This is a genomic window from Entomomonas sp. E7T21, assembly GCF_058693955.1.
The window spans coordinates 2,035,583-2,057,878 of sequence record NZ_CP191672.1 but is presented as its reverse complement, the minus strand read 5'-3'; the positions used below and the strand labels follow the sequence as shown (position 1 = coordinate 2,057,878).

12 protein-coding genes and 1 riboswitch are annotated in these 22,296 nt (G+C 35.7%); of the genes, 10 read left to right on the top strand and 2 right to left on the bottom strand.

Annotated features, from left to right (window positions below; translation table 11 throughout):
• Positions 1-146 precede the first annotated feature (146 nt).
• Both ACQVD9_RS09855 and ACQVD9_RS09850 read left to right on the top strand, forming a co-directional pair.
• Entirely contained in the window at positions 147-1,793 is a 1,647-nt protein-coding gene (locus ACQVD9_RS09855; protein WP_264745866.1) for an AMP-binding protein, read from the top strand.
• Positions 1,794-1,948: 155 nt separating this feature from the next.
• Positions 1,949-3,643 (top strand): AMP-binding protein, encoded by a 1,695-nt coding sequence (locus ACQVD9_RS09850; RefSeq protein ID WP_264745865.1) that lies wholly within the window; start codon positions 1,949-1,951, stop codon positions 3,641-3,643.
• A 43-nt stretch (positions 3,644-3,686) separates the two neighbouring features.
• Here ACQVD9_RS09850 and ACQVD9_RS09845 read toward each other — a convergent pair whose 3' ends face one another.
• Positions 3,687-4,256 (bottom strand): flavodoxin family protein, encoded by a 570-nt coding sequence (locus ACQVD9_RS09845; RefSeq protein ID WP_264745864.1) that lies wholly within the window; start codon positions 4,254-4,256, stop codon positions 3,687-3,689.
• A gap of 336 nt (positions 4,257-4,592) precedes the next feature.
• On the opposite strand from ACQVD9_RS09845, the gene ACQVD9_RS09840 reads away from it, so the two are divergent.
• A complete protein-coding gene (locus tag ACQVD9_RS09840; RefSeq protein WP_264745863.1) occupies positions 4,593-5,678 on the top strand; it encodes a linear amide C-N hydrolase in 1,086 nt (361 codons plus the stop codon).
• A gap of 87 nt (positions 5,679-5,765) precedes the next feature.
• On the opposite strand, the gene ACQVD9_RS09835 is transcribed toward ACQVD9_RS09840, so the two are convergent.
• Positions 5,766-6,959 carry a class I SAM-dependent rRNA methyltransferase gene (locus tag ACQVD9_RS09835; protein WP_264745862.1) on the bottom strand — a complete coding sequence of 398 codons (1,194 nt, stop codon included), beginning with the start codon at positions 6,957-6,959 and terminating at the stop codon, positions 5,766-5,768.
• A gap of 283 nt (positions 6,960-7,242) precedes the next feature.
• Between ACQVD9_RS09835 and tssI the strand changes: the two genes are divergently transcribed.
• The 7 genes from tssI (at position 7,243) to ACQVD9_RS09800 (ending at position 22,268) form a co-directional block, all read left to right on the top strand.
• Positions 7,243-12,990, top strand: a complete 5,748-nt coding sequence (gene tssI, locus ACQVD9_RS09830) for a type VI secretion system tip protein TssI/VgrG (protein ID WP_264745861.1) — start codon at positions 7,243-7,245, stop codon at positions 12,988-12,990.
• A 124-nt stretch (positions 12,991-13,114) separates the two neighbouring features.
• Positions 13,115-14,176, top strand: a complete 1,062-nt coding sequence (locus ACQVD9_RS09825; protein ID WP_413774150.1) for a PAAR domain-containing protein — start codon at positions 13,115-13,117, stop codon at positions 14,174-14,176.
• 221 nt (positions 14,177-14,397) lie between these two features.
• Complete coding sequence (gene mutS, locus ACQVD9_RS09820) at positions 14,398-16,962, top strand: DNA mismatch repair protein MutS (protein ID WP_413774193.1); 2,565 nt, start codon at positions 14,398-14,400, stop codon at positions 16,960-16,962.
• Positions 16,963-17,152: 190 nt separating this feature from the next.
• A riboswitch (cobalamin riboswitch) is annotated at positions 17,153-17,339 on the top strand.
• Between the two features lie 163 nt (positions 17,340-17,502).
• Positions 17,503-19,644, top strand: a complete 2,142-nt coding sequence (locus ACQVD9_RS09815; protein WP_264745859.1) for a TonB-dependent receptor — start codon at positions 17,503-17,505, stop codon at positions 19,642-19,644.
• Positions 19,619-20,554, top strand: coding sequence for an ABC transporter substrate-binding protein (locus tag ACQVD9_RS09810; RefSeq protein WP_264745858.1), 936 nt, complete (start codon positions 19,619-19,621; stop codon positions 20,552-20,554). The genes ACQVD9_RS09815 and ACQVD9_RS09810 overlap by 26 nt, the downstream gene beginning before the upstream one ends.
• Positions 20,554-21,534, top strand: coding sequence for a FecCD family ABC transporter permease (locus ACQVD9_RS09805; RefSeq protein WP_264745857.1), 981 nt, complete (start codon positions 20,554-20,556; stop codon positions 21,532-21,534). Before ACQVD9_RS09810 ends, ACQVD9_RS09805 begins: the two co-directional genes overlap by 1 nt.
• Positions 21,531-22,268: an ABC transporter ATP-binding protein gene (locus ACQVD9_RS09800; protein ID WP_264745856.1), complete on the top strand. Its 738-nt coding sequence runs from the start codon at positions 21,531-21,533 to the stop codon at positions 22,266-22,268. Before ACQVD9_RS09805 ends, ACQVD9_RS09800 begins: the two co-directional genes overlap by 4 nt.
• The last annotated feature ends 28 nt before the right edge of the window (positions 22,269-22,296 follow it).

Genomic DNA, 22,296 nt, shown 5'->3' with positions numbered 1-22,296 from the left:
TGATATTGAGAACAGGGTAATTGACTAATAATTATAATTTTAGTTTCACACAGTTAGACTTTTTACCTATAGGAATAAAATAAGTTGTTAGGTAAAAATATAGAGACTGGCTAGAAATTTATTTTTCATATAATGGGGGTGGTATTATGGATACTAGCTTCTGGAAGAATAAATACCCAGCAGATGTTGCTTATACAATAGATCCAACGTGTTACAAAAATATTTTGGATGTATTCAGTGCATCCTGCCAAAAATTTGCGCAACAAGCTGCTTTTACTAATGGTAGTTATACCATTAGTTATAGGCAATTAGATACTTTATCCGTGCAACTTGCAGCCTATTTACAGCAATTATCAGGTTTACAGAAAGGTGATAGAATTGCTATTCAAATGCCTAATGTACTGCAATATCCTGTGGTTGTGTTTGCTATTATTCGTGCAGGTTTTGTGGTGGTTAATATTAACCCTTTATATACTGCTCGTGAGATGCTACACCAGTTTAATGATGCAGGTGTAAAGGGTATTATTTGCTTATCAGCTATATTACCTAAATTAGAATCTATAATTGCCAAAACGTCCATTCAGCACATTATTATAACGGAGCTAGATGATTTATATTTATCTTCGTTTCAGCAAATCATCAATTACACATTACCTAATAGTATTCATTTAACACAAGCCTTTATACTTGGCCAGTCATTACCTTTAAAGCAGGTTAATTTACAGCCTGATGATATTGCTGTATTGCAATATACTGGAGGGACTACAGGGGTTGTTAAAGGTGCTATTTTAACACAGCGTAATTTAGTGGCTAATACCTTGCAATGTAAGGCTTTACTAGAAAGGACATTAGAGATAGGTAAAGAAATCGTTATTGCACCATTACCTATGTATCATGTTTATGCCTTTACTATTAATTGCATGGCTTTATTGATGTTAGGTGTCAATAATATCCTGATAACTAATCCAAGGGATACAGCAAAATTAATAGAAGAAATAGCTAAGTTTTCATTTACTGTTTTTATTGGAGTGAACACATTATTTGCCGCTTTATGCAATGATAACCAATTTAGAGAATTGGATTTTTCTCATTTAAAATTAACCATTTCTGGAGGTATGGCTCTACAACCTGCTACCAATACTGCATGGAAAAGAATTACCGATACTGATATTTGTGAAGGCTATGGCTTGACTGAAGCAAGCCCTGTGGTAAGTTTTAACTATGTAGAAAATATCCAATTAGGCTCAATAGGCATGCCTGTTGCTTCTACGCTTTGTAAAGTGGTTGATGACAATGATAATGAACTACCTTTAGGTGAATGTGGAGAGCTTTGTATAAAAGGCCCACAAGTGATGCAAGGTTATTGGAGGCAGCCTGAAGAAACAGCCAAGGTTTTAACCGCCGATGGTTGGCTTAAAACAGGTGATATAGCAGTGATTCAGCCAGATGGATATATGCGTATTATTGATCGTAAAAAAGACATTATTTTAGTATCTGGTTTTAATGTTTATCCTAATGAGCTAGAAAATATTTTGGCAGAATTACCAGGTATAGCTATGACGGCTGCTATTGGTGTGCCAGATCAAAAATCAGGTGAAGCGATTAAGTTATTTACGGTGTTAAAAGAGGGCATTAAATTAACAGAGTCAGATATTATGGCCTATTTGCATGATAATTTGGCAAGTTATAAATGCCCAAAATATTTAGAATTTAGAGAGCAATTACCCGTTACTAATGTGGGTAAAGTATTACGTAGACAGTTAAGAGAACAAGAGTTAAAAAATTATCATTAGACTATTGTATATCATCCCCCTTATGCTATACATTCTTGTATGTTTTTAATAAATTTTACACATCAATAGCATATTCTTATATTAGCTGTGGTAAATTTAATAAAAGTAAAACAATAGTTTTAAAATAATGGTTAATTGAATAGAAGGAAGATGCTATGTATAAGGGGTTTTGGCAGGATAAGTATCCAGAAGTTATTCCAGCTGAGATAGATGTTAATGCCTACAGTAGCGTGCTAGATGTTTTTCACGAGTCGTGTGACAAGTTTGCAGATAAACCTGCTTTTACCAATATGGGGAAAACTTTAACTTATCGTGAAGTAAACCAATTATCAGCACAATTCGCAGCTTATTTGCAAAGTATTCCAGAACTTAATCCTGGTGATCGTATAGCTGTACAACTACCTAATACGTTGCAATATCCTATTATTATATTTGGTATTATTCGTGCGGGTTTTATTGTTGTAAACACCAATCCTATGTATACCCTTAGGGAAATGGAACATCAATTTAATGATGCTGAGGTAAAAGTGGTTATTTGTTTATCCACGACTGCACATATGGTACAAGAGGTTTTACCTCATACAAAAATTAAACATGTCATTGTTAGTGAGATAGGTGATTTTTTACCCCCTATAAAACGATTCATTACCAACTTTATAGTAAAAAATGTTAAAAAACTCGTTAAACCTTATCAAATTACTAATAAAGTATCTTTTAGAGAAGCATTAGCTATAGGAGCGAATAAACCGTTTAAAGAGATTACTCCAAGTCCGGAAGATGTCACTATTTTACAATATACGGGTGGTACTACAGGGATTGCTAAAGGCGCATCATTAACTCATCGTAACCTTGTGGCCAATATGATGCAGTCCAAATATTTTATGGGGGTAGGGCTTTCTGAGGGAACAGAAATTGTTATCTCACCATTACCTTTATATCATATTTATTCGTTTACTATTCATTGCATGGTAGTGATGGTATTAGGTGGCCATAATATTTTGATTACCGACCCTCGAAATCTTAAAGGATTAATTAAAGATGTTGCTAAGTATCCATTTACTGTATTTATTGGTTTAAATACATTGTTTGCTTCACTTTGTAATAATGAGGAATTTAAAAAGCTGGATTTTTCTAACTTAAAACTTTCCTTATCAGGTGGTATGGCATTACAGCCAGCCACTAATGAACGTTGGCAACAATTAACGGGCTGTCAAATTTGTGAAGGATATGGTATGACAGAGGCAAGTCCTGTTATTACTGCCAATCCACCTTTGCCTAATTGGGTTAAAACAGGTTGTATTGGCCTGCCTTTACCTTCAACCCAATGTAAAATTGTTGATAATGAGGGCAATGAAGTACCTATTGGCGAGCGTGGTGAGCTTTGTATAAAAGGTCCACAAGTAATGAAAGGCTATTGGAATAAGCCAGAAGAAACCGCAGAAGTGATTGATAGTGATGGATGGCTACATACAGGTGATATAGCGATTGCCCGTGAAGATGGTTATTTAAGTATTGTTGATCGTAAGAAAGATATGATTGTGGTATCAGGTTTTAATGTTTATCCCAATGAAGTGGAAGATGTGGCTGTACAGATAGAAGGTGTGTTACACACAGCAGCTATTGGTATTCCTGATGAAAAGTCAGGTGAAGCTGTTAAATTATTCATTGTGGTTAAGCCAGACACTGTGTTAACTCGTGATGAAGTAATGAAATATATGAAAAATAACCTTACTGGCTATAAGCGCCCTAAATATATTGAGTTTAGGGATTCTATTCCAATGACTAATGTGGGTAAGGTGTTGCGTAAGGAGTTGCGTGCAGAAGAGTTAAAGAAACTAGCAGAAAAATAAGCACGTTTTATAGGAGAGTTTTTAACTCTCCTATAATTTGAGACTATTTCAATTTGGTAGCAATTTCAGTAACACGTTTACCTAATGCTTTAGCAGCTTCTAAATCACCTTTGTGTGGTGCTTCTTCTGGTGATGCATCAGAAGGAGAGATAGCCATTACACCAATTGAACCACCAGACCAGTTAATATCAGCAGAACTATGTGCTTTGGTGTTAGAAGGTAGTAAACCTAAACCTACCCAAATTTGACCGTGTTGTTGTGCTAAGGTAAATAGATAATTTAAAGTTTGGCCTTTATCACCATTAGCAGAAGCTGAGTTAGTAAAGCCTGCTGCTACTTTATTTTGCCATTGTCTCATAAACCAAATTTTAGAAGTAGCATCAGCAAATTTCTTAAATTGCCAAGCAGGGCCAGCCATGTAAGTGGGGCTACCATAAATAATAGCATCAGCTTTACCAATTTCTTCAAAATCACTTTCTGGTAAATCACCTTCTTGAGAAATAGCATAGAGCTTAACATTTGCACCATTGTCTGCTGCACCTTGTTGTACTGCTTCAGCTAGTTTTTTAGTGTGGCCATAACCACTAAAATAAACAATTGCTACTGTAGTCATATTAAATCCTTATTTATTTGCTTAAGTATATTTTTGGAAAAACATGGTATCTATTTTAAGTGTTTTTTAAATAACAATAAGCCCTTTATATGGATATCATTGTTCCATATATGCAACAAACAAGTCGATATTAACTAGATTATTACTAAATAGTATAAGAAAATCCTTATAAGAAAGAATAGAAAAAAGTGATAAATTTTAACTTACCCCCCCCTCCTATAAGATAATTTTCTTCTTAAGAAAAAAAACTAATAATTAGCTTCGTATGATTTAAAAACCATACTATTTGATCATGAATATTAAGTAGTTACTAACTGGTTATGATGGAGAAATCTGATGAAGCTTTTTAAATTACGTCACCTTAAGTTATATAGTAGCTTTTTAGCTACTTTGGTTTGCTTTATAGCAACCAGTGATGCTTGTACTCGTATAGTTTTTTTAGGTGAGAATCAACAAATAATTACCGCACGTTCTATGGATTGGAAAGATGAAATTGATACTAACTTGTGGATTTTTCCAAGGGGAATAGAACGTAATGGTTTGGTAGGTGAGCAATCAATCAGTTGGCAATCAAAATATGGTAGCGTTATTGCTTCAAGTTATGATGTGGCAACAACAGATGGTGTTAATGAAAAAGGGCTAGTCGCTAATTTATTATGGCTAGCAGAATCAGAGTATTCGACAAAACCTGCATCAGGACATGCCTTATCAATTTCTATATGGGCACAATTTATGCTCGATAACTTTGCAACAGTAGCTGAGGCAGTTACTTATTTACAACAGCATCCATTAACTGTCATGACTGATAATGTTCCAGGTCAAAGTCGTTTGGCAACGTTACATTTATCGTTATCAGATAATACAGGTGATAGTGCAATTATTGAGTATATTAATGGGGATCAAGTGATCCATCATAATCGTCAATATCAAGTAATGACTAACTCTCCAACATATGATAAACAGTTAGAGATGGAAAAATATTGGCAAGATATTGGTGGACTAGCATTTTTACCAGGAACTAATCGTGCGGCTGACAGATTTGCTCGGGCTTCTTTTTATATTAATAGTCTCCCTAAGCAAATAGATGATAATACAGCAGTAGCCAGTGTCTTTAGTGTTATTCGTAATATTTCAGTTCCTTATGGTTTGACAACAGAGGCATCACCAGAGATTTCATCAACAAGATGGCGTACCTTGTATGACCATAAGCGTCGTTTATACTTTTTTGAATCAGCTTTAACTCCGAATGTTTTTTGGACTAATCTAAATCAAATTGATTTTTCAAAAGAAACAGGAACAGTAAAAACGCTAAAGTTAGGGCAAGGACAGCGTAATATCTTTTCAGGCAATGTTAATAGCCAATATAAAGCAAGTGAACCATTTAAGTTTCAAGGTTTAACAGCAAAGCAATTAAGCTATTAAAATTAGCTGATGGTTAGTAGACAGTAAGGAAAATATAAATTTTCCTTACTGTTAGTTCAGGGTAGGTTAATGGATACCCAAAAAAAATTAGTTGGGTAATACGCGACATAGTAATGATTTAATATAGCGTGTTTCCATAATAGCTGGATGCACAGGGTGATCTGGGCCTTGTGAACCACGTTCGATAATTTGCATAAAACGATCATTATGGCGTGCAGCACCTTGCACAATATCTACTAATGTTTCTTCAGCTAAATGCATAGAGCAAGAGGCGCTAACTAACAGACCATCTTTTTCTAATAGCCTAACTGCAAGTTCATTTAGACGATGATAGGCTGCTTGTCCATTTTTAAAATCTTTTTTACGTTTAATAAAAGCAGGGGGATCAGCAACAATAACATCAAACTTCTCATTATTGGCTTTTAACTCTTTCATTGCTTCAAATACATCACCTTCAATACAAGTGATTTTTTCTGCTACTTTGTTTAAGGTAGCATTGCGCTCCACACCATCTAAAGCAAAAGCAGATGAATCTATACAGGTAACATCTGTTGCACCATTAACAGCAGCTTGAATACCCCAGCCGCCAATATAACTAAATAAATCCAAGACACGTTTACCTTTCACATAAGGCATAAGATGGGCGCGATTAAAGCGATGATCATAGAACCAACCTGTTTTTTGACCTTCAAGAATGGGGGCTTCGAAAATGACACCATTTTCTTCTAGAGAGGCCCATTCAGGTACATCACCGTAAGCAACTTCAACATAACTAGGTAATGATTCAGCATTACGAGATGAGCTATCATTTTTCCATACAATACCTTTAGGTTTTAATACTTGAATGAGTGCAGCTTGCACTTCGTCTTTATGTTGTTCCATAGCAGCTGAGTTTAGTTGTGCTACCAGAATATCACCAAAACGATCAACAATAAGACCTGGTAATAAATCTGAGTCACCATATACCAAGCGATAATAAGGCTTGTTAAAAATGCGTTCCCTTAATGATAGGGCTACTTGAATACGATGTACTAATAATGACTTTCCTAATGTATGCTCTGTGTTTCTAGAAATAATTCTTGCACAAATAAGGTTGTTAGGGCTTAACACTACAACACCTAATGGCTTACCTGTTGAATTTTCCAAAATAGCTTGATCACCACTAATAAATCCCTGTAAGGGAGAAACTTGATTATTTATTTCATTGCTATATACCCATAAATGTCCTGCACGGATACGACGGTCAGCATTAGCATTAAGGCGAAGGATTGGTAATGTCATAATTTAACTCGTTAGAAATAAAATTCTTTTAATTTGATAATTTAATTAAAAGCCTATTTATATTATTTAGTGGAACTGTATTCTATGCTGAAAGTACTGTTATAGAGAAGTTTCTTTTTTAAAATATTAATTGAGATTTATTAATCTTCTTATAAAACTAAATTTAACAATTATACTTTAGGTTTATTTATTTTATTAAATTTTGGTGTAATACTTTTTTTAAATTACATAAAAGTATACTTATAAATTATTGTTGTTTTTTATTAAAAGGGAGGGGAATAGCATGTTCCATAATGCTAGTGAGGTTCATTTTGTTCTGGATATTGGGGGAATGGAGAATACAGGCTTACAAGTACTTAGCTTTGATGGCAAGGAAGCAATCAATAAACCCTATCATTTTGAAATTAATTTAATTAATAAAAATGTTAGATTTGATATTACGACATTGTTAAATAGACAAGCATTTCTTGCTTTTACACCAGATAAGAAGAAAGGCATTCATGGAGTTATCGAATCAGTTAGGAGAGGGCCTGTAGGTGGAGAGTATGCAGAGTATCGTATTATTTTGACGCCTAGGTTCAAACATCTTGAAAAACGTTATAATCAACGAATATTTCAACACAAAACCGTACCACAAATTATTTCCCAAATACTGTCTGAATATGGCATTCTAGAAGGGACGCAGCACGAATTTCGTTTGGGGCCAGTTAAATATCCGGAACGAGAATACTGTGTACAATATGATGAAACAGATGCTTGTTTTATCCAGCGCCTTTGTGAAGAGGAAGGTATTCATTATCATTTTGAACATTCATTATCAGATCATAAAATGGTTTTTGGTGATAGTCAGCCCATTTTTCCAAGTCTTGAAGAAGCTATTCGTTATGTAGCTCATAATGGATTTGTAGCAGATAAGCCTGTAATTAAAGCATTTGATGTAAATTTAACAAGCAAAACTAAACGTGCAACCTGGCGTGATTATAATTTTAAAAATACTAAAATTCCTGAAGGACAGGTTGAAGGCAAGCAAAGTATTAAAGCAAATGGTGCTGTAGAGCCTGATATTGAGTTTTATGATTATCCTGGTCGATTTGATAATGGTAATAGGGCAAAGTATTTAGCGAATATTGCTGTTGAAAGATTACGAAAGGATCAAGTATTAGCTGAAGGATATAGTGATGTTCCTGATTTGCATTCTGGTTATTTCTTTTCTATTGATGATCATCCGAGTTTAGATGCAACAGATCCTTGGCTAGTCAATAATATTCGTCACCAAGGGAAGCAGCCACAGGTGCTTGAGGCATATGGTAGTGGGCAAACAGCAAAGCTTAAAAATATTGTAGATGATGATTTTGAATTTATATTTATTGATGATTTTGAGCAAGGTTATCGTAATATTTTTACTGCTACTCCTCGGGATGTAGTATGGCGACCCGCATTAGACCATCAAAAACCAAAAGTATTAGGAGGTCAAACGGCAAAAGTAGTTGGGCCAGAAGGGGAGGAAATTTATTGTGATGAATATGGCCGAGTAAAAGTACAATTTCATTGGGATAGGGAGGGTGATTATAACGAGAACTCTAGTTGTTGGGTTCGTGTGGCAAGTAGTTGGGCACATAATGGTTATGGTGCTGTTACAATCCCTCGTATTGGTATGGAGGTGGTTATTACCTTTCTTGAGGGGGATCCGGATCAACCATTAATTACTGGTTGTATTCACAATGGTACTAATAAATTACCTTATGATCTGCCTGCTAATAAAACAAAATCAGTGTTTAAAACCAATAGCTCTAAAGGTGGTTTAGGTTCTAATGAGCTACGTATTGAGGATAAAAAATTTCAAGAAGAGATTTATATTCATGCACAACGTGATATGAATTTAGAGGTCTTGCATAATCAAACTAATAATGTTGGTAATGATCGTATTCAATTTATCCAAGGCTCAGATCATTTACGAGTTACTAATGAACGTCGAGTTCAAGTTTTAAATGATTTATCTGTTTCAACCAGTAGTAATATGCATATGAAAGCTGATAACAGTTATTTGCTATTGGCTAATAATGAGATTCATCTTCAAGCTGGAAATAAGGTAGTGATCGATGCTGGTAGTGAATTGACTCTGCAAGCTGCAGGTCATTTTATTAAGATTGACGCCAGTGGTGTAAGTAGTAGTCCATTAATCCATTTCGGTGTAGGGGTTCCTGGTGTGGGTACTCCTTGGACTGGTAAATTTCCTAACCCTTTAATCAGACAAGGACAAAAATATTCACCTAATACAGATATACCTCTTCCTAAAATACCTGTTACTCAGCCAATCTTAAATGAAGGCGAGGGTGTTAGTAATAGTATGCACCCACATAGTTTATTAATTGGTTCACCTGTTAATCCTATTTTAGGTTGTAAAGTATTACCAGAAGAAATAGATTTTAAATTAGCCGCACCAATGCCTTTTGTATTTAGCCGTAGTTACAACTCAAGAGATATAAGAGTTGGTAGTTTAGGGCAAGGTTGGTCAATTCCGGCGGAAGGAATAGAGTTAGAGATTAATGAAGAGCAAACAATTGTTATTGATTCGGTCGGGCGTCGTATTCAATTTAGTGGCTTAATGCCAGGCCAAGCAATCTTTTCTGGTAGTGAGCAGTTTTGGATTCGTCGGGGCGGTTATTCTGAGTTAGCCATAGCTTGGGATGATTCTTGGGAGGTGATTCCATCTGAATTACAACAAGATGCTAATTCCTACTTTATATTTTATGATACTGAAGTATTTTTATTTCAGAAAGTTATCAATAAATGGCGCTTACAAACTATTTTTGATCGTAATGGCCATACAACAGAGTTTTATTGGTCAAATCAAGGATTAATTAATACGGTTAAGGATAGTGCAGACCGACTATATGTGTTTTTAAATACAAAATATCCTACATTACATCAAGGGGATTCAGGCTATCGTTTAGACGCAGTGGGATTAATAGATAGTCTAGATTTACAAGGTACACAAATAAATAATCTTAGCCTTGAGTCACCACAAGTAGAGTGGTTAGTAAAGTATGAGTTTTATGAGAATGGAGATTTAAAATTAATTAAAGATTCCAAAGATAATATAGTTCGAATGTTTACTTGGGAAAATCATATTATGGTTTCTCATAGTAAACCAAATGGCCAAACGGTCCGTTATGTGTGGGATGAATATACTGCTCTTGGTAAAGTCATTGAACAAACTGAAAATAAAGGTTTAACACGTTATTACCGTTATTGTGATGATCATACTGAAGTGAGGGATAATTTTAACAGAGTTGAACGTTATCATTTTTCAGGTAAAGAAGGTGCAATACGCTGGACAAAACATGAGCGTTTTGATGGTACTTGTATAGAATATGAATATGATAATTATGGAAGATTAGTAGCAACCACAGACTCATTAGGTAGGAAACAAGTTAATCGAGTAGATGATTATGGTCATGTTACACAAGTTATTCAACCTGATGGGGGGGAATGGCATTACCAATTTGATGTGGTAACAGGTAAACCAAGTAAAGTGAGAGCACCTGAAGGTCAAACAATAGAGATGGCTTATGATAATAAGGGTAATCTAGTCACCTATACGGAAGCTACAGGAGCTATTATAAGCTATCAATACAATAATCCTGATATTCCACATTTACCAAGTGAGATTATTGATGCTAGTGGCGGTATTTCTAAATTGGAATGGAATCAATTAGGGCAATTGGCTAGTTTTACTGATTCAGCAGGAAAGGTAACTAAAAAGCAATATGATTCTATAGGCCGTTTAATCAGCGAAACAAATGCTAAACAGGAAACCACAAAATTTGAATATGATACAAGTGGTCATTTAATTAAAGTACAGTTACCAGATACAACAGAAATTAATTATCAATATAATAACTTGGGTAAATGTGATGCTATTATAAGTGTAGATCAATCAGTAACTCAGTTTGTTTATGATCATTTTGGCAATGTGGTAAAAGTTATTGATCCAGCAAAGCTTGAAATTAACTATACTTATAATGAAAAAGGTCAATTAGTTAGTGTCATTAATCAGAATAATGCAAAAGCTAGTTTTGAGTATGATGAATTAGGACGTATTGTTCAAACTAATAATTTTGATGGTAGTGCAAAATATTATCAATACAATGATGCGGATGAGCTGATAGAGTCCAAAGATTCATCAGGTAGAGTAGTTAATTATAGCTATGATGTTATGGGGCGTTTGGTAGAAAGAAAATTATCTGCTACAGAATCTTGTGGGGAAATTAACGAAATTTTTGTATGGCGTAAAGATGGATTATTAGCCCAAGCTATTAATCCTTTCGTTAAGCTGAATTTTACTTATGACAAAGCTGGTAGGCTTATTCAAGAAGACCAAACACATCTTGAGGATAGCTGGTATTATCAGGTAGATCAAAGTTATGATGTATTAAATAATCCTCAAACAACCATCTATAATAATGCACCCTCTATAGATTGGAACTATTGTGGTAATGGCCATTTACAAAGGTTGCAAGTTGCTCAGATAGAAATGTTATTTGAAAGAGATAATCTCTATCGTGAAGTCAGCCGAAATGTATCGTTTAGTGGAACTAATAGTCCCTTATTTAAAGTACAAACTACCTATAATGAATTAGGGCAGTTAGCAAAATGGGCAATGAGTGGTAATAATCATGATTGGCAAAGACAATATCAATATAATCAACTAGGTTATATCAAACAAATTAAAGACAATTTATTACCTGATGTACTTTATTCTTATGATAACTCTGGACGTCTGATAGAAAGTAAGCATGACCTTGAAAAATATCAATATCACTTTGATCCAGCTGGTAATTGGTGTATACCAAATCAGCAAGAAGAATTAGTAGAAAAAAGAGTACATCAATCCTCGACATTATATGATTTAAATATAGGTAATCGAGATTTTGATGACCTTATAAATATAAATTACCATCCTAATATTCAGAAAAATAAACTAGCTACTAAAGCAAAATGGTTTAATAGCCAAATAACAGAATTTAACGATAACCGCTATCAATATGATGAGCTAGGTAACTTGACTCATATTACCCGTAAAGATGGAAGTCAAATACAACTGCAATATGATGCTTTAAATAGAGTAGCACGGTTTATAAAGCTTAATAATGGTCATATGGAATTATATGCTGATTATTATTATGATCCATTTTCACGTCGTATACGGAAAGTAGTAAAAGCTAATAATGTAACAAATGTAGTACGTTATGGCTGGCATGGTGATAATTTATGTACAGAAGCTAAAGATAATAAAGAAAGAACAATTGTGTATCAACCTAATACGTTTATTCCCATGTTACGTATAGAACACAAGGCTATAAGTGTGCCTATAGAATTACGTCGTAGTCGCCGTCAAATAGAGCAAGCAAATATTGAGTTGCCTAAAGAGTTACAGTTTACCCATGAAGATTTGAGAATAGCTTTCTATCATACAGATCATTTAGGTACACCACTTAGGCTGACTAATGAGTTTGGTGAAGTTCTTTGGTCTGCTAAACCAAATGATTGGAAAGCTATTACTGATCTAGATAGTAAAGTTGAACAACCAATACGTTTTCAAGGTCAGCTAGAGGATGAAGAATCAGGATTCTATTACAATTATCATAGATATTATTTGCCTGAGTTAGGAAGGTATAATTCACAGAATCCAACAAATTGGTCAAATATTAGTAACCTGTATCAATATCCACATAATCCTATTAATGAAGTTAATCCAATAGGCGTGGGAGATGCTTTATGTGTTAATGTTAAAAACCATCATTTAGTTATTAATCATAGTGGTTTAGATTTAATTAATACAACTTTAACAGTCAGTGCTGAGCATGTAACTTCAAAAAATCTTAAAACCATAAAAAGTGAAAACTATATTTATTTTGAGGAAAAACTCAAAGCTTTAAGATTCAGACATAAAAAGAAAAAACAAACTATTAAACACTATAAACGGAATGTAAGTACATGCTGGCAAAAGCATGTTAATTCTAATTGATAGTGAATAAGTACTTATTAACTAACTATAGGCTATACAGGTTTGTATCGGTATTTATCTTTATAGTTGGTTAATAAATATATGAAATAGTTATTAATACTTATAGAAATCTTGGAGTGTCTGTATGCTAAGTTTAAAAGCATTAGCGACTATACTAGCAAGTATAGTTTTAATTACCTTGGCCATTGTTGTTACGCCACCTGCAATAGTTATAGCTATTTTAATTGGAATTGTTGCAATTGATACATTAATTTTATTAGCTATATTAGCAGTACCACCTGCAATATTAATAGCGGCGGTATCTACAGTAATAGGTGTATTAGTTTTAGCTACTATTATTGTAATTGGAGCTTATGGCATTGTTATTGCCCCACCTGCAATTGTTGTGATTGCAGCCATCGCTTTATTAATAGCGTTAGCTATAGCAATATCTTTACTGTTACCAGGATTGAGCATACCCCTTGCGTTAGTTTTATTGGCTGCGGCCGCTTTATTAGCTTTACTGGTATTAATTGCAGTGACTGTACCACCAGGTATTGTGATTCTGGCTTTGATTTTATTAGTGGCTTTGTTGCTTGTTGCGACCCTAATTTTACTAGCAGCTTATGCTCTAATTTCTGCTATTGTAGCCATTATTTTAATTGCTGCGGCAGCTTTGATTATTTTAGTTTTATTAGCAGCTTTGGCAATTTTGGCTGCTCCGTTGGTTATTTTATTAGCCGCTATTGTTGTTTGTGTCGCTATAACAGCTTTAATAATAGCAGCGATTTTAGCTAAAATCGCTGCCGCTGCCGCTACTGCAGTTGTTGCAAAAGCTGCCGTTACTACCGCTGCAGCTGGTGCAGTAATAGGTGCTGTTGCTCTTCCGCCATTGGTAGCTGGTGCTGCAGTTTTGGTTGGTGCCGCAGCTGGTAAGAAATGTATAAAACCTGTTATTTTATTGGGAGATCGTACAGATCATGGTGGTAAAGTTATTACAGGTTTATCAGGATGTGAATATAAAGGACAGCCTGTAGCTTGTGTTGGTGATTTAGTAGACTGTCCTAAATGTGATGGTGTTTACCGCATAGTAGAGGGATCAGGTTGCCTAGATCATAAAGGTGTTCCTGTAGCTGTTGAGGGGATGAAAACAGGTTGTGGAGCAAAATTGATAGCAAGTCAATATGATTATGCTATGTTTGAATAAGTTAATTTAACATGAGTTCTCATAGTCCATAAATTGTTTTATGGATTATGAGTTTCTTATTTATAAGTGTAAAAATAAAAAGATCTTTGTTTTTAAAATCATTTATAATTTCTTAATTGTTATCTATGGTATTAGTCTATACTAAACAGTTCAAATCATAACTAGCGAATAAAAATGGTTTTCTATTAATGGATAAAATCGATTTCTCTTCACATACTCCTATGATGCAACAATACTTAGGGATAAAACAGGACTATCCAAGTCAATTATTGTTTTATCGAATGGGAGATTTCTATGAGCTATTTTTTGAAGATGCCAAAAGAGCTTCTAAGCTACTAGATATTACCTTAACGGCTCGTGGTAATTCAGCAGGTAATCCCATTCCTATGGCTGGTGTACCTTTTCATTCGGTAGAAGGTTATTTAGCTAAATTGGTAAGGCTTGGGGAATCTGTCGTTATCTGTGAACAGGTGGGAGATCCTGCTACCAGTAAAGGGCCTGTAGAGCGTAAAGTAGTTCGTATTATTACCCCTGGTACAGTAACAGATGAAGCGTTATTAGAAGATAGAAGAGATAATTTATTAATTGCTGTACTGGGTGATGAAAAATGCTTTGGTATAGCTGTATTAGATATTGCTAGTGGTCGTTTTTCTGTTCAAGAGTTACAAGGATGGGACAGTTTATTAGGAGAGTTAGAAAGATTAAATCCTGCTGAACTGTTGTATCCAGACGATTGGCCTATGGGCTTACCGATTGAAAAACGTAAGGGAGCACATCGTCGGCCGATTTGGGATTTTGATAGAGATACTGCTTTTAAAGGACTCTGTGAGCAATTTGGCACACAAGATCTAGCAGGGTTTGGTTGTCAACATTTAAAGTTAGCTATTGGTGCGGCAGGTTGTTTACTTATCTATGCGAAAGAAACGCAACGTACAGCGTTACCCCATATTCAGGGGCTTCACCATGAGCGTATAGAAGACAGCGTAATTTTAGATAGTGCAAGTAGACGCAATTTAGAAATAGATACTAATCTCAATGGTGGTTTAGATAATACCCTGTTAGCAGTACTAGATCGTTGCCAAACAACCATGGGAAGTCGTTTACTGGCTCGATGGTTAAATAAGCCGTTACGCCAAATTAACGTTATTCAATCAAGACAAGCGGCTATTGCTTGCTTATTAGATAACTATTGTTTTGAACCTATCCAGCCACTATTAAAAGAAATAGGGGATATGGAGCGGATATTAGCTAGAATAGGTCTACGTAATGCGAGACCAAGGGATTTAGCTAAACTACGTGATTCACTGATCATTTTGCCTGCGGTACAAGCAAAAGTAACCTGTTTAGAAAATAGCAAATTACAAAAGCTCACTCAATATATTACAGAGTACCCTGAGTTATCAGCTACCTTACAAAAAGCTATTATTGAAAATCCACCCGTGGTAATTCGTGAGGGAGGCGTATTAGCAGAAGGATATGATCAAGAGCTAGATGATCTGCGCAATATCAGTGAAAATGCAGGTCAATACTTAATGGATTTAGAAGTTCGGGAAAAAGAAAGAACAGGTATAGCCACCTTAAAAGTAGGGTATAACCGTGTTCATGGATATTATATTGAAATTTCTAAAGTTCAAGCTGGTAATGCTGAAATTCCCGTTGACTATATTCGTCGGCAAACTTTAAAAGGTGCCGAGCGTTATATTACTCCTGAGTTAAAAGAGTTTGAGGATAAAGCACTATCTGCTAAGAGCCGTGCTTTAGCCAGAGAAAAAGCACTTTATGATGAGTTAATAGAAAAGCTTATTCTACAATTACAGCCATTACAGAAAACAGCAGAGGCGGTAGCAAAATTAGATGTACTCTGTAATTTAGCAGAGCGGGCATTAAACCTAAATTTAAATTGCCCTGAATTTGTAGAAGAAACAGGTATCGCTATTGAACAGGGTCGCCACTTAGTTGTAGAGCAAGTGCTTGATACTCCCTTTGTAGCTAATGATCTTACATTAAATGATCAAACCCGAATGCTGGTTATTACAGGGCCTAATATGGGTGGTAAATCTACCTATATGCGACAAACAGCGTTAATTGTATTATTAGCTCATATTGGTAGTTATGTGCCTGCACAAACTTGTAAACTTTCCTTAGTAGATAGGATTTTTACTCGTATTGGCTCAAGTGATGATTTGGCGGGCGGTCGTTCTACCTTTATGGTGGAGATGACAGAAACAGCTAATATTTTACACAATGCCACTGAGCAAAGTTTAGTATTAATGGATGAGGTAGGGCGTGGCACCAGTACTTTTGATGGGCTTTCATTAGCATGGGCGGCAGCTGAATATTTAGCTAAACTAAAAGCTTTCACCTTATTTGCAACGCATTATTTTGAGTTAACTACCTTACCGGAAACTCTAGCAAATGTAGCAAATGTTCATCTTAAAGCCGCAGAATATAACGATACTATTGTGTTTTTGCATCATGTAATAGCAGGGCCAGCTAGTCAAAGTTATGGCTTGGCAGTAGCCAAATTAGCAGGTGTACCACAAGCTGTAATTAATAGGGCAAAAGACCATTTAGCTAAGTTGGAAGCTACTGCTATAGATACGACTGTTGCTAGTCAAACATTAGTAAATAATATCGAAGCTACTGTTGCAACACCTATTCAGGCGGACTTATTTAGTACGCCAACTCACCCAGTCATAGAAGAGTTGGCAATGATTAATCTAAATGAGTTAACACCTTTCAAAGCCTTAGAATTATTATACGGATGGCAAAAGAAAATTAAGTAGTTTTAATTAGGATAAGCAATGGTGAATACAGCCGTTCCATTGCTTTGTTCTTTAGAAATCTACCATCATAAATTTATCATTACTATATAAATAATTGAACTATATTATTGATAATACTAACCTATTAAAAATACTTAAATTGATTTTATACAACACTATTGAAAATAATAATGTGTATTATTATTCAAAGTCTGTATTTAAATAATGAAGTGTTTATAGGTTAAGTATAAATAACTTCGGAAGTGAGGTGTAATTCCTCCGCAGCCCCCGCTGCTGTAATGCTGACGAACCTGAGTAAGCTCACTGGATATTAATCTGGGAAGAGTCAGGTGAGGATGAGGCTAAGCCAGAAGACCTGTTTAAATACCTTGATTTTTTCTTCGGTGGGAAGGAAAGCAATAATTTTTATTATAATCACTTGCTGTATAGGTGATTATAATGCTATTGATTGCCTTAAGAGCCTGCCTGTTTACAGTCAGGCTTTTTATTTTATAAAAATACCTACCTTTTGCATTATTGTTATAGCTAAAGGTAAAGAATATGATACTTAAAAGAGTAGTTATTATTGGGGTAATGGGAATATGTTCTACACCATTAATGGCAGAGGAGACCAAACGGGAGGATGATTTATTAATTTTAGATCCAGTTATTGTTACTGCTTCGGCACGTTACGAGGATTTAAAAAGTGCTACCTCAACCGTACAAGTTATCGATCAAGCACAGATAGCACGCTCTAGTGCGTCTGATTTGACCAGTTTATTGGCTGAGAATGCAGTAGGCTTTTTTAGTGAATGGACGCCAGGGCAAACATCAATCAATATTCGTGGTGCATCTACTGATGGACAGGGCAAAGATTTTAAAAGCCAAGTTTTAGTGCTAATCAATGGTCGTAGGGCAGGCACAGCCAACTTATCTAAGTTATCACCCAGTGATGTGTATCGAATTGAAATTGTTCGTGGCCCCGCCTCAGTTATCTATGGTAGCCAAGCCATTGGTGGGGTTATCAATATCATTATGAAAAATGGTCATAACACCAAAGGCGGCAAGGTTACTTTAAAAGGAGGCTCCTTTGGGCTAGCGTATGGGCATGGCGAATATGGTTGGCAAAGCGAAGATGGACAGTTTACTGGCTATTTTGGTTTCAATAGCGCTACCCAAAATGATTATGATGCTGGTCAAGGTGGTGGTAAGCAGCATAATACCAGTTGGAAACGACATGGTTTTACAGGTGCTTTTAGCTGGCAGCTTGATGAAACTAATTTAGTGGATTTATCCGTACGTAAAGATGGTGTTTATGATGTAGGTTTTCGTGGTTCAGCCGCTAACTATCATGCAAAAGAAGATCGTTATAATAAATCAGCGGATCTTATTTGGAAACATGGCACTGATAGTGATCGACTCCGCTGGAAACTACATAATTATTGGTTTGAAGATGTTGATGATTTTAAATGGGCGTCCCCAAGTACAGCAGGTACTAGCCTTGACCATAATAAACGTAAATTAAGTGCAGTAGGACTTAAGTTTCAACCAGAGGTTGATTTAACCAGTAGCAATACCTTGTTATTAGGTGCCGATCTAGAAAAGAATAAATTGCGTTCTACACGTTATAGAGTTGGCTTAAATGGTGCGCCAATGACTCAAGTATCGCCTTATGACAATAATCAAAGAGAAAAAATGTATGCTTTATACTTTGAAGATGCTCAACGATTTCTTGATGATCGGTTAGTTTTTAAAGCAGGTGCTCGTTATACAGATGGTAAAACCTATTATGATAGAACACCTTATCTGCAAAATCAGCAAACTGGTTCTACCCATTATTATAAAACTACTTGGAGTACAGGATTAAACTTTCAAGCCACCGATTGGCTAAATTTAAAAGCCAGTATGGGGACTGGATTTAGAGCACCTACAGCATCAGAGTTGGGTGCAGATTATACCACTTTAGCTGGTTCACAAATTTATGGTACACCAGGACTTAAGCCAGAAACCAACAAACAGTATGAATTAGGAGCTGTTTTTTCAGGTGATAGCTGGTTGGTAGATGTGGTTTACTTTGAGAATAAAATTAAGGATCGTATTATTACCAAGCCACGTAGTAACACCAGTAATATATCAGATTATGTCAATAATCCTGATGATGTGGTCGTAAGAGGGATAGAAGTAAACAGCCGCTTTATGATGCATGAGTTACTAAGTTGGCAGAATAATTGGCAATGGAATGTCGAGGCAAACGGTGCTTGGAATTTCCATATGGAAGATAAAGGAGCGAAAGATCGCAATACTGATAAAGTACAACGTATGTATCAGTATCAAGCATCGATAGCCAATAGATTTGGACAAAGGGAAGTAGCTTATCCTTGGTTTATTCAAGTAACAGGAATTTTACGTGGTCCTATGTGGTATGATACTGAAGAGCGTTTAATCGCTGGTGCTGAACCGTATCGCAATTATATTCACCGTAAGTCACCTTTTATGGTGTGGAATATAAAAGGTGAGGTAGAGGTTTATAAGAATTTAACTGTATTCGCTGAAGTAAATAATCTATTTGATAAAAACCAACATCCTATTTTTATCGCTATTGATAAAAAGCCTTATATTCTAGATCCTGCTGCTTCTAATGGTGGGTTAGGTACTTCAATGATGGGTAGAGCAGTATATGTGGGCAGTACCTACCGTTTTTAAATGGTCTAAGTTGTTGCTAGTTGGGGTGCTGTGGTTAAGTAGTTATTCCAACTATGCCGCAGATTTTCCAGTACAAGTAGTTGATGCTATGGGGCGAACTGTGGTTATGCAACAAGCTCCACAACGTATTGTTACAGTATTTTCTTCTAATACAGAAATAGTGGCAGCTTTAGGATTAAGTAAACTAATTATAGGAATTGATGGTTATACTTATTATCCTGATAGTATTAAAGATGTGCCAAAAATTGGTGGGCGATTGGGGTTTTCATTAGATAGTATAGTGGCACAAAGTCCTGATCTAGTAATTATGACTCCCGCTCGGCAAGCTACCCATCAGCTTATTCCTGCACTAGATAAACTAGGTGTAACTAGTCTAGTAGTTAATGGTGGTTCGATTGATACTATTCTGCAAAATATCTTATTAATTGCCAAAATTACAGGTGTACCCAAAACAGGTGAACAGCTTGTTGCTTCAATACAGCAAAGATTAAAAGCTGTGTCAAAATTATCCCATTGTCCTAAGGTGATATTAATTACAGGCAGAGTAGGTAATGGCTTATTGCTAGTAGCAAGGCGTTATGCTTCTTCAGTAAATGCTTATACTGCAGATATTGTACTTAAGGCAGGTGGTTGTTTAGTGTTGGATGAAAATAGTTCTGTATTACCCCAGTTAAATCAAGTATCGCCAGAAGTTATTTTAGCAACTGATCCTGATATTATTTTATTTGCTGGCAGTGATACAGAGTTAGCAGAATTAAGTAAAGGTGTAGTGGGGTGGGGTGAGTTGAAAGCAGTTAAAACAGGTTTTGTAAGAGCTGTTTCACGCGCGGAGTTATTAATTTCTGGGCCACGAGTTATCGATGGTGTGGAATCACTGTCTACAATTTTTCAACAATGGGATAAGCAATAATGAAGTTATACGGTAAATTGCTTATTTGTTTGTTACTCACTATAACACTAGCTATTTGTGCAGGTCATACATGGGCTAATCCTATAGAAATTATGCAAGCATTAATGGGTGATAATTCTCTTTCTGCTCGTTTACTAGCACAGTGGCGTTTGCCTAGAGTATTGACCTCTGCCTTAGTAGGTGGTTTGTTGGGATTGAGTGGCGCTATTTTTCAGGGAGTATTTCGTAATCCGCTAACCGAACCTTGGTTATTAGGTGCATCGGGTGGTGCCGCAGTGGGTGCTACTATTGCTTTATTAGTTCCATTAGCAATCCCCATGGCTATTAGCCTACCCTTATTTTCTTTTGTTGGCGCTTTTGCCACTATTTTATTAGTGTTAAGTATTGCAAGGTTAACGGGTTCGTTAGATGTTACTACCTTATTATTAACAGGTGTTGCCATTAGTGCCATGTTAAGTGCGATACGTTCGTTTTTAATGATGTCGCTTTCTAATGAAACTATTAGTTTGCAAGTAGTTTTAAGTTGGCTTATGGGGGGTATTCAGACTCCCAGTTGGACAGGGCTTATTATTGCCACTGGTCTTTTTATAATGGGTTTAGTTATTGCATTACGCCTAGCCCATGGCCTAGATTTATTAGGGTTGGGTGAAAATATGGCTACCACAATGGGATTATCCGTTAATCGTTTTATTCTCTTAGCATTATTAGTGGGTTCTGCTATTACTGCTTGTGCTGTAGCCTTAGGTGGCATTATTGGTTTTGTTGGCTTAGCGGCACCTCATATAGCGCGTTGGTTAAGTGGTAGCCAACATAAACGATTATTACCACAAGCAACTATTATTGGCGCTATTTTAGTAACTTTAGCAGATGCCTTAGCGCGTAGTTTACTATCACCAGGAGAAATTCCTTTAGGGGTAATTACAGCTATTGCAGGCACACCTTTATTTATTGTGCTATTAGCTAGGCGGAATAAACGATGATTGATATCGCCAATTTAGCCATTAGCTATGGTAATAAAACCATCCTCAATATAGAGTCACTACAATTAGCTGAGCAGGGTGCTATCGCTTTAATTGGTCCTAATGGTTCAGGAAAAACGACTTTAATAAAGTGTTTGACAGGTATTCAAGAAATTAATGTAAATGCTAGGCTATTACTTAATAATAAAGTTTTTACTAAATACACTAATAAGCAGCGAGCACAATTGTTAGGTTATATTCCGCAGAGCTTTAATCCCTGTTGGAATCAGACAGTTTTGGAATTGATTAGCCTTGCGGCAAGCCGCAATGTGGTTTCACAACAAGTAATTACCAATACTTGTCAGCAGTTTGAGTTAGAAACTTTATTGGATAGTCATTGGGATATTTTGTCAGGGGGGGAACGAGCTAGGGTATTAGCTGCAATGGCTTTAATGGGTAATCCTCCTTTATTAGTAGCTGATGAGCCTGGTGCTGCCTTAGATATTAAACATCGTCTACAATTAGTTGAACAGCTCGTAGAGTATGGTAAACAGCAACTAGCCATTATTTGCTTGCATGAGTTAGATTTAGTTTTTCGCTACTTTAAAAAAGTCATTCTACTAAATAAGGGAGAAGTAGTTTTTTATGGTAGTACTGATCAGCTTATTAATAATCCATTATTAGATCAAACTTTTGGGGTTACGTTTAAGCGAGTTCAGCATGGTGAGAGGTATGTTTTATACCCTGAGTTATAGTTTTCTTGTAGACAAACAAGAAAATAAA